15 protein-coding genes are annotated in these 19571 nt (G+C 38.4%); 6 read left to right on the top strand and 9 right to left on the bottom strand.

Annotated elements, in window-relative coordinates:
* Positions 1–21: 21 nt before the first annotated feature.
* The 6 genes from AB3N04_RS16395 to AB3N04_RS16370 form a co-directional block, all read right to left on the bottom strand.
* Entirely contained in the window at positions 22–1107 is a 1086-nt protein-coding gene (locus tag AB3N04_RS16395) for an AI-2E family transporter (RefSeq protein WP_368503730.1), read from the bottom strand.
* Between the two features lie 159 nt (positions 1108–1266).
* The gene (locus AB3N04_RS16390) at positions 1267–2313 is read right to left on the bottom strand and encodes a LacI family DNA-binding transcriptional regulator (RefSeq protein WP_368503729.1); all 1047 of its coding nucleotides are present in this window, start codon (positions 2311–2313) and stop codon (positions 1267–1269) included.
* A 143-nt stretch (positions 2314–2456) separates the two neighbouring features.
* Positions 2457–3299 (bottom strand): sugar ABC transporter permease, encoded by an 843-nt coding sequence (locus AB3N04_RS16385; RefSeq protein WP_317122181.1) that lies wholly within the window; start codon positions 3297–3299, stop codon positions 2457–2459.
* Positions 3299–4588 carry an ABC transporter permease subunit gene (locus AB3N04_RS16380; protein WP_317122384.1) on the bottom strand — a complete coding sequence of 430 codons (1290 nt, stop codon included), beginning with the start codon at positions 4586–4588 and terminating at the stop codon, positions 3299–3301. The genes AB3N04_RS16385 and AB3N04_RS16380 overlap by 1 nt, the downstream gene beginning before the upstream one ends.
* 83 nt (positions 4589–4671) lie before the next feature.
* A complete protein-coding gene (locus AB3N04_RS16375; RefSeq protein ID WP_368503728.1) occupies positions 4672–5955 on the bottom strand; it encodes an extracellular solute-binding protein in 1284 nt (427 codons plus the stop codon).
* A 101-nt stretch (positions 5956–6056) separates the two neighbouring features.
* Positions 6057–7739 (bottom strand): alpha-glucosidase, encoded by a 1683-nt coding sequence (locus tag AB3N04_RS16370; RefSeq protein ID WP_368503727.1) that lies wholly within the window; start codon positions 7737–7739, stop codon positions 6057–6059.
* A gap of 249 nt (positions 7740–7988) precedes the next feature.
* On the opposite strand from AB3N04_RS16370, the gene AB3N04_RS16365 reads away from it, so the two are divergent.
* The 5 genes from AB3N04_RS16365 (at position 7989) to AB3N04_RS16345 (ending at position 15483) form a co-directional block, all read left to right on the top strand.
* The gene (locus tag AB3N04_RS16365; protein ID WP_368503726.1) at positions 7989–9740 is read left to right on the top strand and encodes a glycoside hydrolase family 13 protein; all 1752 of its coding nucleotides are present in this window, start codon (positions 7989–7991) and stop codon (positions 9738–9740) included.
* Between the two features lie 79 nt (positions 9741–9819).
* Entirely contained in the window at positions 9820–11193 is a 1374-nt protein-coding gene (locus AB3N04_RS16360) for an MATE family efflux transporter (RefSeq protein WP_368503725.1), read from the top strand.
* Between the two features lie 148 nt (positions 11194–11341).
* Positions 11342–12025 (top strand): GerMN domain-containing protein, encoded by a 684-nt coding sequence (locus tag AB3N04_RS16355; protein WP_368503724.1) that lies wholly within the window; start codon positions 11342–11344, stop codon positions 12023–12025.
* A gap of 191 nt (positions 12026–12216) precedes the next feature.
* Positions 12217–13200, top strand: coding sequence for a TAXI family TRAP transporter solute-binding subunit (locus tag AB3N04_RS16350; protein WP_317122175.1), 984 nt, complete (start codon positions 12217–12219; stop codon positions 13198–13200).
* Positions 13201–13524: 324 nt separating this feature from the next.
* Positions 13525–15483, top strand: coding sequence for a TRAP transporter permease (locus AB3N04_RS16345; protein WP_368503723.1), 1959 nt, complete (start codon positions 13525–13527; stop codon positions 15481–15483).
* A 37-nt stretch (positions 15484–15520) separates the two neighbouring features.
* Here AB3N04_RS16345 and AB3N04_RS16340 read toward each other — a convergent pair whose 3' ends face one another.
* Together AB3N04_RS16340 and AB3N04_RS16335 are read right to left on the bottom strand one after the other, a co-directional pair.
* A complete protein-coding gene (locus AB3N04_RS16340) occupies positions 15521–16375 on the bottom strand; it encodes a MurR/RpiR family transcriptional regulator (protein ID WP_368503722.1) in 855 nt (284 codons plus the stop codon).
* A 14-nt stretch (positions 16376–16389) separates the two neighbouring features.
* The gene (locus AB3N04_RS16335) at positions 16390–17766 is read right to left on the bottom strand and encodes an aspartate aminotransferase family protein (RefSeq protein WP_368506077.1); all 1377 of its coding nucleotides are present in this window, start codon (positions 17764–17766) and stop codon (positions 16390–16392) included.
* Between the two features lie 184 nt (positions 17767–17950).
* Here AB3N04_RS16335 and AB3N04_RS16330 point away from each other — a divergent pair, with 184 nt between their 5' ends.
* Positions 17951–18715 (top strand): hypothetical protein, encoded by a 765-nt coding sequence (locus AB3N04_RS16330; protein WP_368503721.1) that lies wholly within the window; start codon positions 17951–17953, stop codon positions 18713–18715.
* A gap of 46 nt (positions 18716–18761) precedes the next feature.
* On the opposite strand, the gene AB3N04_RS16325 is transcribed toward AB3N04_RS16330, so the two are convergent.
* The gene (locus tag AB3N04_RS16325; RefSeq protein WP_368503720.1) at positions 18762–19550 is read right to left on the bottom strand and encodes an SDR family oxidoreductase; all 789 of its coding nucleotides are present in this window, start codon (positions 19548–19550) and stop codon (positions 18762–18764) included.
* Positions 19551–19571: the final 21 nt, after the last annotated feature.

Genomic DNA, 19571 nt, shown 5'->3' with positions numbered 1-19571 from the left:
CCTCATACCTTTCATGTGCTATTAATCCACTGGGCGATTCCGCAATCTGAATAAGCGATATACATGCAAAACAATTACTTTCCCAACGGCATACGTTGGCACTGCTAACAATAAACCAAGTAATCCAGCAAAGCGGCTCGCTACTAGGAGTAATAAAATAATCGTTAATGGATGAATATCCAATTTCCGACCCATTACTTGTGGAGAAATAAGGTTACTTTCAATTTGTTGAACGACAACCACTACTATAATTACGAGTAATGCCATAAATGGGGAATCCAGAAATCCGACAATGACACCTGGAAACGTCCCAATCCATGGACCAATAAAAGGAATAACATTTGTAAACATCGCAATTAACGCTAATACAAGTGGATATTCGATGCCAATAATTAAGTAACCAATATACACTAGAATCCCAACGCAAATACTAACGATAATTTGACCTTGGATATAGGAACTTAAGGCATAATCCATATCTGATAAGATGCTTTCGCCTTCTTTTTGATGCTTTCTAGGTAGCAAACGTATCACTTGATTTGGTGCTTTTTCCCCTTCTTTAAGCATGTAGAACAAAATGAAAGGAATGATGATCATGATAATAATAATATTTGCAATAATACCAATTAAGCTAGCCACATTCGATCCAATACTAGACATGAGTCCAGTTAAATATTCCTCAAGTCTAGATGTTATATCTTCTAGAGAAAAATTTTCACTTTCCTGGAAACGTGATATGTATTCATTTTCTTGAACGGCAATAATCATGCCACGAATTTCATTCATAAATTGCGGCCAATTCATTGTTAAGCTCGTAAATTGACTCTGTAATTCCGGACCTACTATTAAGACTAAAGTCGTAATTAACCCTATAGCTGTTAAATACAAGATTAAAATGGATAAACTCCGTGGCATTTTTTTAGAAAGAAGGTTCACAAATGGTCGCAGTAAATAAAATAATACACCCGCTAGAACAATCGGTGCAAAAAGAGTTTGAACCAGTACAACGATTGGCTTAAAGATCCAGTCAACTAATGAACCTAAGTAGATGATTAACAAAATTAGTGCAATTCCTATTCCGACGCGAAATGCTTTACTTTGAGGCATATTTTCTAATTCCTTCCTGTTTACATTTAGTCATATTATAGCATAGCCTTTTGAGAATACTGAATGAAACACTTAAATGAAAGCATTGTATCAATCCTCATATATACCACTTATACAACACTTCAAAACCTTATAACAATAAAAAACAGAAGGAACAGCTTAAGAGCTGATTTCCTTCTGCGTAACACGCTTACGACAAGTTTGGCGTTTGATGAATTTATGAGGCACAATAACCTTTTTTGTAGGTTGCTTTGGATCATGAATTTTCTTGATTAAGCAATCCGTTGCTTGGAAGCCTAATTCATAAATATGAATATCCACTGTAGTTAATGGAGGGGATGATAGTTCCGAGAGCATGACATTATTAAAGCTTACGACTGACATCTCTTCAGGAACAGAAATCTCCATTTCATCTAACATTCTAAGCACTCCAAGTGCCATCAAGTCATCAGCCACGACTAAAGCAGTTGGTGGCGTTTTTAACGACATCAATTCGATAACAGCTTCTTGTCCACCTTCTTGTATTTCATCATAGTAGACGATATATTCCTTTTTGGATTCAACCCCTGCTTTATGCAGTGCTTGTTGATACCCTTCCTTATGATCTCTTGTCACCACATAATCTAAATTCCCACCAATGAATCCAATATGCTCATGGCCTAATAACAATAAATATTCTGTAACTGTTTTTGCAGCTTTTAAATTATCATTATTCACATAACTAACCTTCATAGCTTCAGCTTCATATGGTCGGCCAATTAAGACAAACGGAAAGTCTTGTTCAATCAGGTAGTTAATGACCTTATCATCAACTTTTGAATAAAGCAGTAGAATGCCATCTACGCGTCGACTTTGGACCATTTGTCTAACTTCTTCTAGAATTTCATTTTCTGTTTGACCCGTTGATAAATAAAGTCCGAACTTTTCAAGATATGCTTTAGAAGTAATGCCACGAATGACCTCAGGAAAGAATGGGTTTTGAAAGGCAATCTTTGCTGAGCTTGGGATAATCACACCAAGTGTATTCGTTTGTTGATTGACAAGGCTTCTCGCATTAAAATTCGGATGGTAGCCAAGCTCTTCCATTGCTTCTCTTACACGTTCCTTTGTTCGTTCACTAATCCTTGAACTATTTGCAATTACTCTAGAAACGGTTGAAGGAGCCACATTAGCAAGCTTAGCAACATCCTTGATGGTAACCGCCATATCAAATCCCACCTTTATAGTCTACCAGTCATCTTCTCTTATTCTTATTGTAACGAGCTTCTCACGCAAGAACAATGCTTTGTATGAGATTATTCTAAAACGATACATAGAGAATGCGGTGGATTACCCCACCGCATCTTGTATTACCCTTTTGTTGCTCCTGATGTTAAGCCTGTAACAAGATAACGTTGTAATAATAAGAACACGGTTGCAATTGGAATCGCAATTAAAATCGCACCAGCGGCAAAACGTGTAAAGTTATTAGCAAATTGATCATTTACAAAATTAAATAATCCTAGTGCTAAAGTAAAGTTTTCTGGACTTCTTAAAATGATCCTTGGCAAAATGAAGTCCATAAACGGCGTCATAAAGTTAAAGAGAGCTACTACAGCTAAAATGGGCTTTGCAAGTGGTAACATAATCGTAAAGAAAATGCGGAAATGCCCTGCCCCATCAAGCTTTGCAGATTCATCTAATTCATTTGGAATCGTATCGAAGTAGCCTTTTACTAAGAAGGCATTCATCGGAATCGAAGTCCCTACATAAATGATAATTAAACCAGTAAGCGTATCTAATAAGTTAACTGTATTAAGTAGAATATATAAGGCTACCATCGCCATTAACACCGGAAACATTTGTAACATCAAGAACGCGTACAGTCCGTATGTGCGGCCCTTAAAGCGATAACGCGAGAAAGCGTAGGCTACTAGCGCCACTGTAAAAGTTGATAAAACTGACGTACATACTGCTACTATTAATGTATTTTTATACCACGTTACATAATTACTACGTGGGTTCGTAAATAACCATTCATAGTGAGTGAATGACCAATTTTCAGGAAACATTTTAGCTCCGTATAAACTAGTTCCAGGGTTCAATGATAAACCAATCGTCCAAAGTAATGGATAACCAATGATGATGAACATAATTAACAGAACCCCGTATATACCAGCTACTTCTAAGTTCGATTTTAATTTACTGTTCATTATACGCTTCCCTCCTCTTTAAAGGAACGACTACGACGGAATTGGAAGAAGGCAAATCCAGCTACCATCATACCGATAATAATAGAGATCGCAGCAGCCATACCGTACTGATTCGTCTCAAATGTAAGACCGTACACCCAAGAAATCAAAATATCTGTTCCACCAGCATTTTGTCCCCTCACTGCAGGTCCACCCTGGTTAAATAAATAAATAATGTTAAAGTTATTGAAGTTAAACGAATACTGCATGATCAGTAAGGGAGCCGTTGCAAATAATACATGCGGCAGGGTAATAAAACGAAACTTCTGAAGTCGATTCGCTCCGTCCATATCTGCTGCTTCATACCAATCACTTGAAATACTCGTTAAGACACCGGTAAATAAAGCAAATACGAATGGGAATCCTAGCCATACTTGAATCATAATTAAAGCTGTTTTCGCCCAGAAAGGATCACTTAACCACGGAATACCCGAACCAAATAATGGGATAATAATATCACGGTTAATCGTTCCGAAATTATCATTAAACATTGCAGAGAAAATTAAGATTGTTACAAAACCAGGTACTGCCCAAGGTAAAATTAAGACGGTACGAATTAATTTTTTTCCTTTAATACGAGGATCATTAACAAGTAAAGCTAAAAACAGGGCTAATATAATTTGCAAGGTTGTTGCAACAAATGTCCAAACTAGCGTCCAAGATAATACAGAAAAGAATGTATCTCGCCAAATCGGAACCGTAACAAGATCAATAAAGTTCTTAAACCCTATCCATTCTAATAAATTTCTTGGTGGTGCATTATATAGTCCGTAGTTTGTAAATGCTAAACCGACCATATACATTAAGGGAAAAACAACAGTGAAAATTAAAAGCAATAACCCAGGTGCAGTTAATAAATATGGAAAGCTTTTGTCATAAGCATGACGAAATCCTTCACGAAAACTTGGAGCAGCCCAGCCTTTTTGGATTCTCTTTGCATCCTTGCGTGCATCGATTATGTTGATGACATAAAACAATATGGCAAATGTGGTGAGAATTAAAGACATAATTCCTTGCGCCAATAATAGTCTTGAATCATCGACCCGTGGAATAGTCCCTAACGTGAATAACCCCCAAAAGCCTATGTTCAAAAAATTATAGAATACGCCAAAGAAGGCTGCAAAGAGAATAAAGAAGGCCGATCCTTTTGCATAACGGCGATTATAAAATTGCCCTAAACCAGGCACAACGGAAAGGATCGTGGCAAGATTCGGGTTGTGCGAACGCGGTTCACTATTCGTATTTTTCATCATGTATGTCCTCCTCTAATGCTAGGATGAGGAGAAGGTGATAATTAAATCAACCCTTCTCCAACCTATCAGGCAGTCAGAGATTAATTAGCTCCTTCAGATAATTGAATTTGCTCTCTAATTTGATCTACTGCTTCCTCTAATACTTCTTGTGCGTCTTGACCTTGAGAAATAAACTCAAATGCATCAGCCATTGGATCCCATACTTGTGACATCGCTGGAATGTTTGGCATTGGAACTGCATATTCAGCTTGTTCCACTAGACCAGCACGTAATTCATCATCAATTTCAACATCTGTACGTGCAGGAAGCTCACCAGCTACTTCAAAGTACGTTACTGCACTTTCAGGATTTGTGATAAATAATGCTAATTCAGTTGCCCATTCAATGTTTTCACTGTACTCATTTACAAGCCAGCCCTTTACACCTGAGAATGAAGCAAGATTTTCTCCGTCAATTGTTGGAAGTGGCGCTACCGCTAAATTGTCCCCTAGTGCTTCAGAATAAGCTGCAATACTCCAAGGGCCTGTTACAACTGCTCCAACTTTTCCATCTTCAAACAAACCATTCATGATATCGCCAGTAATACCTTGTGGTAAGTATCCAGCTTCAAACCAAGATTGAATAAGTTCTGCACCTTCTACTGCACCTTCATTTGCAAGACCAATATCTTCTGTGTCATATGCACCGTCAGCATCTTGATTGAACACATAACCACCATACGCTTCTAAGAAAGGATATAAGAAATAGAAGTTAGTTCCTTCCATTAAGAAACCATATTCATCTGCAGAAGCATTAGTAAGATCAGCTGCAATTTGCTCTAATTCTTCAATCGTTTCTGGAGCTTCGGGAATTAACTCAGTGTTGTACATTAAGCCGTATGTTTCGATAACTGCTGGAATTCCAAGTTGTGCACCTTCATAGCTTAATGCTGTGATTGCACCTTCTGGATATCCTTCTAGTTGCTCTTCAGTTAATTCAAGTTCTGCTGCTAACCCTTGAAGATAAATATCACCCATGCGATCATTCGGTTGAAAGAATAAATCCGGTCCGCCACCTGATGCTGCATCTAGTGATAGAGCATCTGTTTGGTCAAGCATAGAGAATGGAGTAATATCTACATTAATACCAGTTTCTTCTGTAAAACGATCTGTGATTTCTTCGTATGCATCAAGTTGTGCATCTTCGTCATTTACCCACATTGTTAATGTATCTGGCTTTTCTGCCTCTGTTACTTCCCCTTCTGTTTCCCCTTCACCTTCAGATGGTGCAGGTGCTGCTTCTTCTTCACGATCAGGACCACATGCTACTAAGAAAGCTAAAGCTAATCCCATTACTACTAATAATAAGAATGAACGCAATTTCATTTTTCTTCCCCCTTAACCTTTTTCAATTGTTTTTAAGTTCGTTACGAATGATAGATCCTTGCTCTTTCTTACATCACCTCCTTCAAAAAATAAATTCTCCCTTACATGGAATAAACACGAGCTTCATAAGGAGTTAAGTGAATCTTTTGGTCTTCAAGTTGACCTTGACTATTAGATTGATTACTAATGAATAATTTAACGCTTTCACTTACCCACTCTTTTGGAACTTCATAAGCTTGTTCTTCTTTTGTGAAGTTCAAAATAACTAGTATTTTTTTACCTTGCCACTCTCTTGTGTAGCTATAAATTGAATCATTTTCTATATCAAGTGGACTATACACTCCATAAACCATAATAGGGTGTTCCCTACGAAGTTTTATGAGGTTACGATAATAATGTAAAATTGAATTAGGGTTTTCTTTAGCTAGGTCTACGTTTATCTGCTTGTAATTAGGGTTAACTTGTAGCCAAGGTGTCCCTGTTGTAAAGCCCCCATGACTCGATGTATCCCATTGCATCGGCGTTCTAGCATTGTCACGCCCTTTAATAAAGATCTGTCTCATTACCTCTTCATGGGCTAAACCTCTACCCTCGGTTGCTTCTGAATACATATTCAATGTTTCAATATCTTGATAGTCTTCAATTGAATTGAATTGAACATTTGTCATTCCAATCTCTTCGCCTTGGTAAATGTAAGGAGTGCCTTGCAATGTATGAAGAAAAGTCGCAAGCATTTTTGCCGATTTCTCTCGGTACTCCTTATCGTCTCCAAAACGAGAAACCATTCGAGGTTGATCATGATTGTTCAGGTAAAGACTATTCCACCCTCTACCTTGTAACCCCAGTTGCCAGCCATCTAAAATGCGTTTTAATTCCCTCAAACTCCAAGGTTTTATGTCCCACTTTCCACCCGGGCCAGAATCAACATCCATATGATCAAATTGAAAAACCATATTCAATTCATTTCGATCTTCCCCAGTGAATAATGCTGCATCATCAGGAGTTACACCGGGTGTCTCCCCGACCGTCATAATGTCATAATTAGATAGAACTTTCTCATTCATCTCTTGTAAATACGTATGAACATTTGGACCATTCAAGAATTGATCACCTGCAGGTTGATAAGGTGACTCTTTAGATATTTCTGCGTTAGGTAATCCCTCGGCTTTTGAGATCATGTTGATAACATCCATCCTAAAGCCATCGATCCCTTTATCTAACCACCAAGTCATCATTTTATACATTTCTTGACGTAAAGAAGCATTTTCCCAATTGAAATCTGGTTGTTTTTTAGAAAACAAATGGAGAAAGTATTCATTCGTTTTTTCGTGATATTGCCAAGCTGATCCACTAAAGTGTGATTCCCAGTTGTTTGGCTCCGCTCCCTCTTTCGCAGGTCTCCATATGTAATAGTCCCGATATGGGCTTGTTTTAGAAGATGCCGACTTTACAAACCATTCACATTCATCACTCGAATGATTTACAACCAAATCCATGATCAATTTCATATCACGCTGATGAATTTCATCAAGCATTTTCTCCCAATCATCCATGGTTCCAAACTCTCCCATGATTGCATAGTAATCGCTAATATCGTAACCGTTATCATCATTAGGTGAATCATAGACTGGACTTAACCAAATCACATCAATCCCTAACCACTTTAAATAATCTAATTTACTGATAATCCCTTGGATGTCTCCAATTCCATCTCCATTACTATCTGCAAAACTGCGAGGGTAAATTTGATAGACTACGCTTTCTTTCCACCACTGTTTGCTCATCTTTTAACTCACACCCTTTATGCCATAATTAGAGCAATCGTTTGCACAATCCACTAAAAAAATATGCAATCGCTTTCATGTATGCTTTTAGGTAATTATACATAGAATCATAGATTTAGGCAACCGTTTTCATTTTAATTTTTCTTATTTTTTATGCGATTGACAAACGTTTGCATTCCCGTCTTGACATCATTAAATCGTTTTCATACGCTTAGTGTAAACAATTATTCAGCTAACAGGAGGGGTTTGATGTTTAAAGAGGCTGTGTATCACCGACCTAAAAATGAGTTTGCCTATGCCTATGATGACAAAACATTACATATTCGGTTAAGAACCAAAAAAGATGACATTGATGATGTTGAACTGATACATGGAGACCCTTATGAGTGGAGCGACGAGACAGGATGGATATTCCAAAAAGAAAGAATGAGGAAAACGGGCAGTGATGATTTATTTGATTATTGGTTCCAAGAAGTCATCCCCCCTTTTAGAAGGTTAAGATATGGCTTTAACTTACGTTCAAATGAAGAGGAATTAACGTATACTGAACGGGGTTTCTTCAATGACTCCCCTCGTGATCCTGGTTTCTACTTTTGTTTCCCTTTTTTAAATGAGGCAGATATTTTTCACCCTCCAGAATGGGTAAAGGATACTGTGTGGTATCAAATCTTCCCAGAAAGATTTGCAAATGGAGACCCTTCTACCAACCCTAAAGATACTCTTCCATGGGGAAGCTGTGAACCGACTCCTACCAATTTCTTTGGTGGAGATCTTAAAGGAATTGAAGACCACCTTGATTATTTAAAGAGCCTAGGAATTACCGGCATTTACTTGACACCTATTTTCAAAGCCCACTCTAATCATAAATACGATACAATTGATTACATGGAGATTGACCCCCAGTTTGGTGATAAGAAAACGTTCAAATTATTTGTTGAACGTTGCCATGCAAAAGGTATTCGTATCATGCTAGATGCCGTCTTTAATCATTCAGGATTCTATTTTGCTCCCTTTCAAGATGTGGTAGAGCATGGTGCGGAATCAGCCTATCGTGATTGGTTTCATATTCACGAATTCCCATTAAAGGTAGATGAGCGACCGAATTATGACGCATTTGCTTTTGTTCCTTCGATGCCAAAATTAAACACTGAGCATCCTGAGGTGAAGACATATTTACTTGAGGTAGCCACCTACTGGATTAAAGAGTTTGATATAGATGGCTGGCGCTTAGATGTAGCTAATGAAATTGACCATGCATTTTGGAGAGACTTTAGAAAAGAAGTTAAAGCCATTAAACCTGATGCATATATATTAGGAGAAATCTGGCACGACTCCATGCCATGGCTAGTAGGTGACCAATTTGATGCTGTTATGAATTACCCTATCACATCAGCAATTGTGGATTATATAGGAAAGAAATCGATGGATAAACAAACATTCATTGAACAGACAACAAAATTGCTTCATCTGTATCCAAAACCTGTTCAAGAAGTAGCCTTCAACCTTTTAGGCAGCCATGATACCCCTCGCATCCTAACGTTATCAGACGATCAAAAAGATCGAGTGAAATTGCAAGCTTTGCTACAATTTGCTATGCCAGGTACACCATGCATATATTATGGAGATGAGATTGGGATGCAAGGTGATGGCGATCCTGGGTGTAGAGAGTGCATGATTTGGGAAGATGACAAACAAGACAAAGACTTATTTGCCTATATGCAACATATTATTTCTTTACGTACTAAGTATGAAGCTTTTGGGGCTCGTGGGGAATTACGATTTATTCATACTCAAAGTGACTCTCCTTTGCTCGTATTTTTGAAATATACCAAGTCACAGCAGATTCTATTCATTCTGAATCCCCATGATACAGATGAAAAATACCATTTACCTGAAGAGTTCAATAGTCAAAACAACAAAGAGTTATTAACATACACAGAGCATGACCCTTCACAATCGATTACAATAGCAGCTAACCAAGCTAAAGTATTTTTGATTTAAAGATATATAGAAGAGCGGTTGAGTACCGTTCTTCTTTCTTTGTAGTGGTACATGCTCTACATAATAGGTGGGGATCAATTTGTCAAATAAGGAAAGAACCGCACGAAATGCTACATTGTTTGCTTTAACGTGGCCGATTTTTATTGAAATTCTTCTACATATGCTTATGGGGAATGCGGATACTTTAATGCTAAGCCAATATTCTGATGATGCGGTTGCTGCTGTAGGAGTTTCAAATCAACTTCTTATGGTGATTATTGTCATGTTTGGATTTATTGCTACTGGAACAAGTGTATTAGTAGCCCAACATTTAGGAGCCGATCAAAAAGAAGATGCTGGAAAAATCGCCGTTGTTTCGATCATCGCTAACCTTCTTTTCGGAGTTCTACTTAGTATAGCGCTATTTTTCATAGGCCCCTCCATGTTATTAATCATGGGGTTACCAGAAGAACTGCTTAGAGAAGCAACCCTTTATCTACAAATTGTTGGTGGATTTTCATTTATTCAGTCTGTCTTGATGACAATTGGAGCTGTACTACGAAGTCATCGATTCACAAAAGATGTCATGTATATAACCATTGGAATGAACATTTTAAATGTCATTGGGAACTACTTGTTTATATTCGGGCCATTTGGCATTCCAGTATTAGGAGTTACCGGTGTAGCCATTGCAACAACCATTAGTCGAACATTAGGCTTGATTATCATTATAGTAGTGCTTCTTTACCGCTTAAAAGGGCAATTACCGTTCACCTTTATTCGACATACCTTTCCTAAATATGAATTAAAAAACCTATTAAAGATCGGGATCCCTTCAGCTGGAGAGCATTTGTCTTATAATGGTTCCCAATTAGTTATCACCTTTTTTATTGTCATGATGGGGACCGAGGCCTTAACGACAAAAGTATATACACAAAACATTATGATGTTTGTTTTGCTATTTGCTATTGCTATTGGACAAGGAACTCAAATTATGATAGGTCATCAAGTCGGAGCTCGAGAATTGGATCAAGCTTATAAACGTTGTATCCGCAGTTTAAAGATAGCCATCTTTGTCTCTACCTCAATGGCCATTGTTGGCTATCTTTTTAGTCGCCCGCTTCTCTCAATCTTTACAGATAATGAACAGATCATCGTTGCTGGTAGCATACTTTTACTCCTTACGATTATTTTAGAACCTGGAAGAGCCTTCAATCTTGTTGTTATTAACTGCCTTCGTGCTGCAGGAGACGTTAAGTTCCCCGTTTATCTTGGGATCTTGTCTATGTGGGGTGTGAGTATTCCGGTTGCTTATTTCTTTGGAGTCCATCTTGGGCTTGGTCTAATTGGTGTATGGATTGGTTTTATTGCGGATGAATGGTTAAGAGGTGTGCTCATGTTATGGCGTTGGCGTCAGGGACAATGGCGTGAAATGTCCTTTGTTGGTCCAGAAAAGCGCTCAAAATCTATGTAAATAATTCTAGGACAAAAGTCTAGGTCTTAATTAATGATTGAAATTCATTCATTATGTTGTAAAATTTAACTAGCAGGGTTGTCCTACCATTATAGGAAAGATCATCTAACAATCTTGTAAGTATTTACATAACAAGGGGGAGCAAAAATTGAAAAAGATAACTTTGATGCTACTTGCACTTCTATTAATCGTTTTCTTAGCGGCTTGTGGGCAAGGCGAGGATACAATCGATTCAAATGAATCAACTGGTAACATCGAATCAGAAGAGAATGAGGATGCAGTTGAAGAAGACATTGATGTAGAGGAAGCGACTGAAAACGATGATTCAACAGAAGAGATCGTTGAAGAAGCAGCAACCGAAGAGGAAACGACTGAGGAAGAGTCTACTGAAGAACCAGTAACCGAGGAGACAACGAACACACCCGTTTATCTATTCTTTGCAGACGATCAAGTGATGGACATCTACAAAGAAGAGCGTTCAATTGTAGCGGCAGATGAGGATTTATTTAAAGCCACTTTTGAAGCTTGGGTTCAAGGTCCTGAAAGTGGCAACCTAGTATCCCTCATTCCTAGTAATGTGGAAGTTCAATCGGTTGAAGAGCATGAAGGAGTTGCTCATGTATCCTTCTCATCTGATCTATTAGATGCTCAACTTGGTTCTGGTACTGAAGAAATGCTATTGCAACAAATTGCCTTAACCATGAAACAATTTGGTTTCTCTTCAACTAAAGTGCTAATTGACGGTGAAGAGCATCCGGAACTGTTTGGACATATTGACACAAGTTCTGCAATTGAAGCTGGTAATGTAGAAGATATATCAGCAGCTGAATAATCTTACGGGGTCGTCCTATTTAGGGGACGACTTTTTTTATTCCATTTATGTTATGTAGTTTTACATAGTTAGAAGTCCTTACAAAGAGATTATTTGTTTTACTTTGACATTGTTTTAGATTTTTGATTAAATGATAATATGGTATGAACACGCCTTCATACTGATAACTACATAAATAAGGGGGAAATTCGATGAAAAAGAAATTTGCTTTTTTATCCGCTGCATTGCTATCTGTAGGAATGCTTCTTGGTGCCTGTGGATCTGATGGTGCAGGTGGGGACGAGGACTTCAAAACGGACTTGCAAATGGGGACTGGTAGTACAGGTGGTACGTACTATCCATTAGGTCAAGAAATGGCAAATGTCATGAATGATAATGTTGATTTTGAAGATTTTAATGTTAGTGCTGTAGCGTCTGGTGCCTCTGTTGAGAACCTTGGTGGTATTTATCAAGGAACGATGCAACTAGGTATGACTGTTCACATCCCTGCCCTAGAAGCTCTTAATGGTGAAGCTGACTTTGAGGGAGCTGAAGTTGATAACTTTGGATTCATGGGTCATATCTACCCAGAGGTTATGCAAGTTGTGACAACTGAAAACACGGGAATCACTTCAATTGCTGACCTTGAAGGTAAGCGTGTAGCAATTGGTCCTGCTGGTAGTGGAACACAGTCTGCTGCAAAACTAATCTTAAGTGCATATGGTCTTGAAGATGGTGACTATCAAGCATTTGAAGAAGGTTTTGGAGACGCTGCTGCTCGTTTGCAAGATGGTCAATTAGATGCTTCATTTGGTTTACTTGGTCTTCCAGCAAGTAACATCGAAGAACTAGCTTTTCAACGTGATGTTGTTTTACTTCCTGTTGAAGGCGAAGCACTTGACACAATTCTTGAAAATAGTGACTATGGTCATTTAGAAATTCCTGCTGACACATATGAGTTCTTAGATGGACCAGTTGATGCGATTACTGCATACGCAATTTTAGTTGGGTCAACTAATCAAATTAGCGAAGAGCTTGGCTATGAGATCGTAAAAGGTCTTTACGAAAATGTAGATAGTATCTCTCATCCACAAGGTGTGCATTTAGATCCTGAGAATATCTTAAATGGTTCTGATGGTCTTCCTTTCCACCCCGGTGCTGAGAAATACTTCCAGGAGCAAGGTATTCTTAACTAATAAGTAAGATGAACGCAGGGACTGGGCATCTAATCTGTCCAGCCCTTTTTTTAGTCAATCATGAACGAATTTCGGAGTTGGACAAGCATTGATCTGCTACTCTACTCACACGGCATGCGGACGTTGCTAACTAGGATCCCCAACTTCTAGAATGAAGCCCGAAGAAAGGGTAAGCACGATACGAGAGTCTAGAGGAACGAACAGACAAAATCATTTATTACCGAAATACGTGAATGCAGTATTAGACATTTTGTCAAACTATACTTTATTGACGTGTACTTTTTCTTCGAGATTTCAATTTTTCTCTAGGTGGTGAAAAGGAATATGACTGAAACAGCAGACAACAAAAACCAAGAATTATTAGCTAAATATGATAAAGAATCTGCGTATCGTACCGACTTACAAAAATGGACATGGATTGTTACAATCTTAGCTATTTCCTTAACTGTTTTCCAACTCTACACTTCATTTCGTGGTCCATACGTTACGCTCATTCAAGGTGCCATTCATTTAGCGGGTGGCCTATCTCTAATCTATATTTTGTATCCAGCCAAACGTACCTTTTTAAAGAAAAGAGGCGTCCCTTGGTATGACGGAGTATTAGCATTACTAGCACTTGGAGTGAACTTTTATATTGTCTTTGAATATAGACGTTTAGTTAGTAATCAAGTGACGATTTTAGGTTATTCTACATTGGACATTATTGTTGCAACTCTTGGAGTTGCATTAGTTCTTGAAGCCACAAGACGAGCAGTTGGTTTACCAATTGTTATAATTGCATTAGTGGCCCTTGCATATGGTTATTTAGGAAATGTTTTTCCAATCCCAGCATTCCAACACTCCGGCTTTACCTTTGATCGTCTAATGACAAGCATGTTCTTCAATACAGAAGCGATTTTTGGAACGCCAATTCGAATTTCATCTACATTTATTTTCCTCTTTCTCTTCTTTGGAGTTATGTTAACGAAAACAGGAATCGGAAAATTCTTTAATGACTTAGCATTCGGGGCGACTGGTCGAATGACTGGTGGTACAGCGAAAGCAGCTGTTACAGCAAGTGGATTACAAGGGATGGTTACAGGTTCTTCTGTTGCCAATACTGTTAGTTCTGGTTCCTTTACAATCCCAATGATGAAACGTGCAGGATTTAAACCAGAATTTTCAGCAGCTGCAGAAGCATCAGCCTCTACAGGTGGGCAAATTATGCCACCAATTATGGGGGCGGCGGCCTTCATCATGGCAAGTAACACAGGTGTCCCTTATCGTGAAATTATTTTAATTGCGATTATTCCAGCCCTTCTTTATTTTGCAGGTGTATTTATGGGAACACACTTTGAGGCCAAGAAACAAGGTATTCTTGGTTTGCCTAAAGAACAATTGCCAACGTTCGGTGGAATCGCCAAGCGCCTTGACTTATTAGCACCTCTTATTACAATTATCGCTATGCTTTACCTTGGTTATACAGCCACCACAGCTGCCTTATGGGGGATCGGTGCCGCATTCTTTGTTAGTTTATTCCGTAAAGATACAAGAATGGGCCCGCGTGATATTTTAGATGCTTTAGAACAAGGGGCACGTGTTGCTCTTCCTGTAATTGCTGCCTGTGCTTCAGCTGGTATTATCGCAGGAATTGTAACGATGACAGGGCTTGGAGGGAAGATTGCCGGGGGAATTATTGACTTAGCTGGCGGAATCTTTTTCCTTGTTCTGTTCTTTACAATGATTGCGTGTATTCTACTAGGAATGGGTCTACCTACCACTGCGAACTATGTAGTAACAGCTTCGATGGCAGCACCAGCACTAATTGCTTTTGATGTTCCCATTATAGCTGCTCACTTCTTTGTATTCTACTTTGGGATCGTAGCGGACATCACACCGCCTGTTTGTTTAGCCGCCTATGCCGGAGCCGGGATAGCCAAGGCGAATCCAATGAAAGCAGGAATTACTGCCTTTAAGCTCGCCATTGCAGCGTTTATCATTCCGTATGCATTTGTATCCAATCCTGTACTATTACTACAAGATTGGACATGGGCTACTTTAATTCCGGCACTTATTACAGCATTACTCGGTATGGCTGCCGTTAGTGCCTCTCTAATGAATTATTTCCTAGCAAAACCTTTAATCATTGAGCGTATCTTACTATTCGCTTCAGGTCTTGCCCTTATTTATCCAAACAACTTAGTGATTTCGTTATCTGGTCTTGGCATTTTTGTTATTATTGCAGGTATCCACTTCTTGCGTAATCGTAAAAATGATTCTGGTAAAGGATTAGCTACTTCTTAATGAGCTTTGAGGCTTGCATTCGTGCAAGCCTCTTATTTTAATTATAGAAGATATCAAAAGTATCCCAAAGTTTCTCAAGCTCTTGTAAACGCTTCTCTACTTTTATATGCTCATTTCGTGTAACAGCTGTAATAAGAGCATTAACTAAACACATGGGCGCTGTAAACGAATCGATAAATGAGTTGATCTCAGTAGACGTGTGGAAATTCAAGTCTCCATATGTCACTAAAGGGGATAACGGATGATCAGTAATTACGATGGTTTTCACTTTTTTTTGCTTCACATAATTCAATGCTTCTATTGTTCTTTTTGTATACCTAGCAAAACCAAAAGCAATTACCAAGTCGCCTTCTTTAATATCTAAGAGATGTTCACTCATACCATCTGCCTGTTCGATAAGCTCAGTATTTTGTAGAACAAGGTCTAGATAAAAATTTAAGAACTTCCCTAAGCTCACTGCACTACGATAGGCCAAAATATAGATTCTTTTTGCCTTTATTATCTCTTCTACCGCTTCATCAAACACTTGTTGATCGATTTGAGAAAATGTCAACTGAAGGTTGGTTATATCACCTTGAACGAGCTCTGCAAGAGGATTCGTTGGTTCTGTTATGGAAGGCATTGTTTGTGCGAACATTTCTGCTGAAGTCATCTTCATTTGCAATGCACTTTGAAGGGCTCTTTGTAATTCTGGATATCCGCTATACCCCATTGATACGGCAAATCTAACAACCGTTGCCTCACCTACATCCGTTAACTTAGCTAATTTAGAGGCTGTAAGAAAAGGTCCTGTTTCCGTATGCTTTAATAAGTAACCCGCAATTTTCTTTTGAGACTTACTCATCTCTCCTTGCTTTTTAATCATTCGTTGGTAAACCTCACTCTTCAACATAAATAAACTCCTTTTTAAAGGCCATCTAGCACTCGTTCAAATGCAGCAATCGTTTTCTCAACCTCTATTTCTGTATGAGCTGTTGATAAACTATAACGATTTAGAGGCTTCGTATAAATTCCTTCTATCATTAATCTAAGGTCAATTTTTCTACGCATGTATAGATCACTTGATTGTAGTTCTCGATAATCCAGTATCTTTTTTTTGTTTGTTAGTACAATATTGAAAATGGATCCTTCACCAACAGCTTTCATTGGTATTGATTTAGTTTTAAAAAGATGAGACAGTTGTTCTTTTAATTCCTTTGTCAATTTAAAAACGTTACTACTCTCTTTTGTTAGCACATCTATCGTAGCTAAGCCTGCTGCTAATATTGTTGGGTGCCCATTGTAGGTACCACTATGAAACAAAACATCGGCTGCATCGGACTTTTGACTTTGACTAGGATCAAACACATCTGCTGATTGACGTGGAGCACTCAGATCCATAATGTCATCAAGACCACCAACAATCCCCACAGGAAACCCTCCCCCTATCACTTTTCCTAATGTAGTAAGATCAGGTTCAATTCCATATAGTTCCTGTGCGCCCCCTAAGGCAACTCTAAACCCTGTTTTCACCTCATCAAATATAAAAACGATGCCTAATTCTTTTGTTAGCTTACGTAACCCCTCAATAAATGGCTGTTCAGCTCGAATAAACCCACCTTGCAGCGGTTCAATGATGAGAGCGCCAATGTCCTTTTGTTTTTTACGTAATATTTTTTCACAGTTTTCTAAATCATTAAAAGGAAGAATGACCGTCGTCTGCGTATGGCTTGAAGCCATACCTTTAGACTCTAGAACAGAGTGTGGCTCTTCTCTAGGTCCTGCTTGGTTTAAGGATGGATTGACACTGACTAATACCTCGTCATATCCCCCATGATAATGCCCTTCAAATTTAGCTAACCCATCTTTTTGAGTATAGGCTTTAGCCAAACGTAGAGCAAGTAACGTTGCTTCTGTACCTGAGTTTGTATAACGTAGCTTCTTCATACTTGGATAGAGCGATTGAATACGGTGAGCCATTTCAATTTCGTGTCTGTGTGGCGTTCCAAATAATAGTGTTCCATCATTATTCATCTGTTCAAAGATGGCTCCCTTAATCGTTTTGTTCCCATGACCAAGCATAAGAGCACCATAGGAAAGTAAATAATCGATATATTCATTCCCATCGACATCATACAAATAAGCCCCATTAGCTTTTTGCATCACAATAGGATTAGGTTGGAAATACTTAATATTTGCTGTTACTCCACCTGGCATAACAGTTGACGCTTTTTCCATAAATAGTTGAGAGTGCCTTGTTTGATTTTTATACAGTTGGTCACCATCCATCGTATCAGTAATCATTGTTTTCACTCACTCCTCTTCAAGAAATATATAATTCATTTTAATTTAATATGAAATATTTATTTCATTATACCGATTTACCCTAATCTTTTAAAGCTCTAATTTTTCAAAAATGATTTATTTTCTTTTGAGCAGCTAAAGTTTTCCATGCTAAAATAGTAGAATAACAGCGAGGTGAACATGAATGAAGGGGTATCTTTTTCTTTTTTTAAGCGTTTTTTATTTAACAAGTTGTCAATTAACTGCTCCAGATGACGATCAAATAGCCCTTTCAACTGCTCATGATCAAAACAGCCATATTAAAATAGAATTAATTGATATTAAAGCAAATGATCCTAGCGATTCTTCCGGCTTCTATGTTGATGTTTTAGTAACTTCCCTTCATCCTTCCTATGATGTGTGGGACGACTTTTCGTATACAATGGATCGCTTTATCTCTAGCTCTCCTGACCTTATGCATGAAGCCACATCTATAGAGAGTCTGAGCCATACAAAAGAAGGCACTCTTCTTGAATTTAATCAGGTATTAATAAGACAATTCTTTAACGAAACACTCAAGCAGGGTGAGTATCTTCTAAACATTCCGTTTTATGTAAAGCCGCTTTATTATGAGCAAAATATTACATTTGAAGGCTTATCGCATGATACCAAGCAAATAGAGAAGAATGACTTTCGAATTTCTTCAATTGATGTGGAAGGACACCAGCTTTTATTAACAGCTTCTGATGTACATAACTTAAAAGGTGTGAATGTCGCATTATTAATCAACAATGAACGAATCCATCCAACTTTTACAACGACAACTTACAATGAAGAAATAAATCAATTACAAGGGGTATTCGAATTTACCCAAGCCATAGAAGAACCATTTGATTTAACGATAAGACGCCACAAAATCGAGGAACAAGTATGGACCTTAATGCTACCTACCACCGTGATAGTCCCTTAATAAAAAGAAGGCTTGAGGAATGTCCTCAAGCCTTCTTTAATCCTTATTAGTATGCTTTTGTTGCTCCACCGTCAACAACCATTGATTGTCCTGTCACATACGTATTCGCATATGACCCTAAGAAGACAATGGTTCTGGCAAATTCATCAGGTGTCCCATATCTACCTAATGGAATGGCAGCGGTCAATTGGTCTTTCGCTTCCTCATATTCTAACCCAAGTTTAGCGGCGCGAATATGATCCAAAGCTTCTACCCGGTCAGTTGCTATGCGGCCAGGTCCAACTGTATTGATTAAGATATTCTCCCCACCTAACTCTTTTGCCAGACTTTTAGAAAGGCCGACGATAGCCGTGCGGAATGTATTGGATAAAATCAATCCTTCTACGGGTTCTTTGATCGAAGACGAGGCAATATTGACAATACGACCTGCCCCTCTTTCACGCATCGATGGTAAAACGGCACGGATGGCTCTAATAAAACTTAGTAAATTAAGCTCGAATGCCCCTTGCCAATCAGCATCTTCAAAAGCATCAAATCCTCCAGCTGGCGGACCTCCAGCGTTATTAATGAGTACATCAATTCCACCGTGTAGAGCCGTGGCCGTTTCAATTAGTCTTTTTATATCATCTGGGTTACAAATATTGCAAGTGATATATGGAGGCCTTACACCTGTAGCTTCTTCAATCTCAGCAACTGTGTTTTCAAGTTCTACTTCATTTCGACTCGAAAGAAGCACCTGTGCGCCTTCTTTCACATATAACTCAGCACAAGCCCTCCCTAACCCTTTACTAGAAGCTAAAACAATAACAGATTTTCCTTTTAAACCTATATCCATACTAGACCCTCCTTGCTTTCA

It is taken from the genome of Alkalihalophilus sp. As8PL (genome assembly GCF_040939795.1).
Lineage (GTDB): Bacteria > Bacillota > Bacilli > Bacillales > Bacillaceae_D > Alkalihalophilus > Alkalihalophilus lindianensis.
This window is presented reverse-complemented; position numbering and strand designations above follow the sequence as displayed.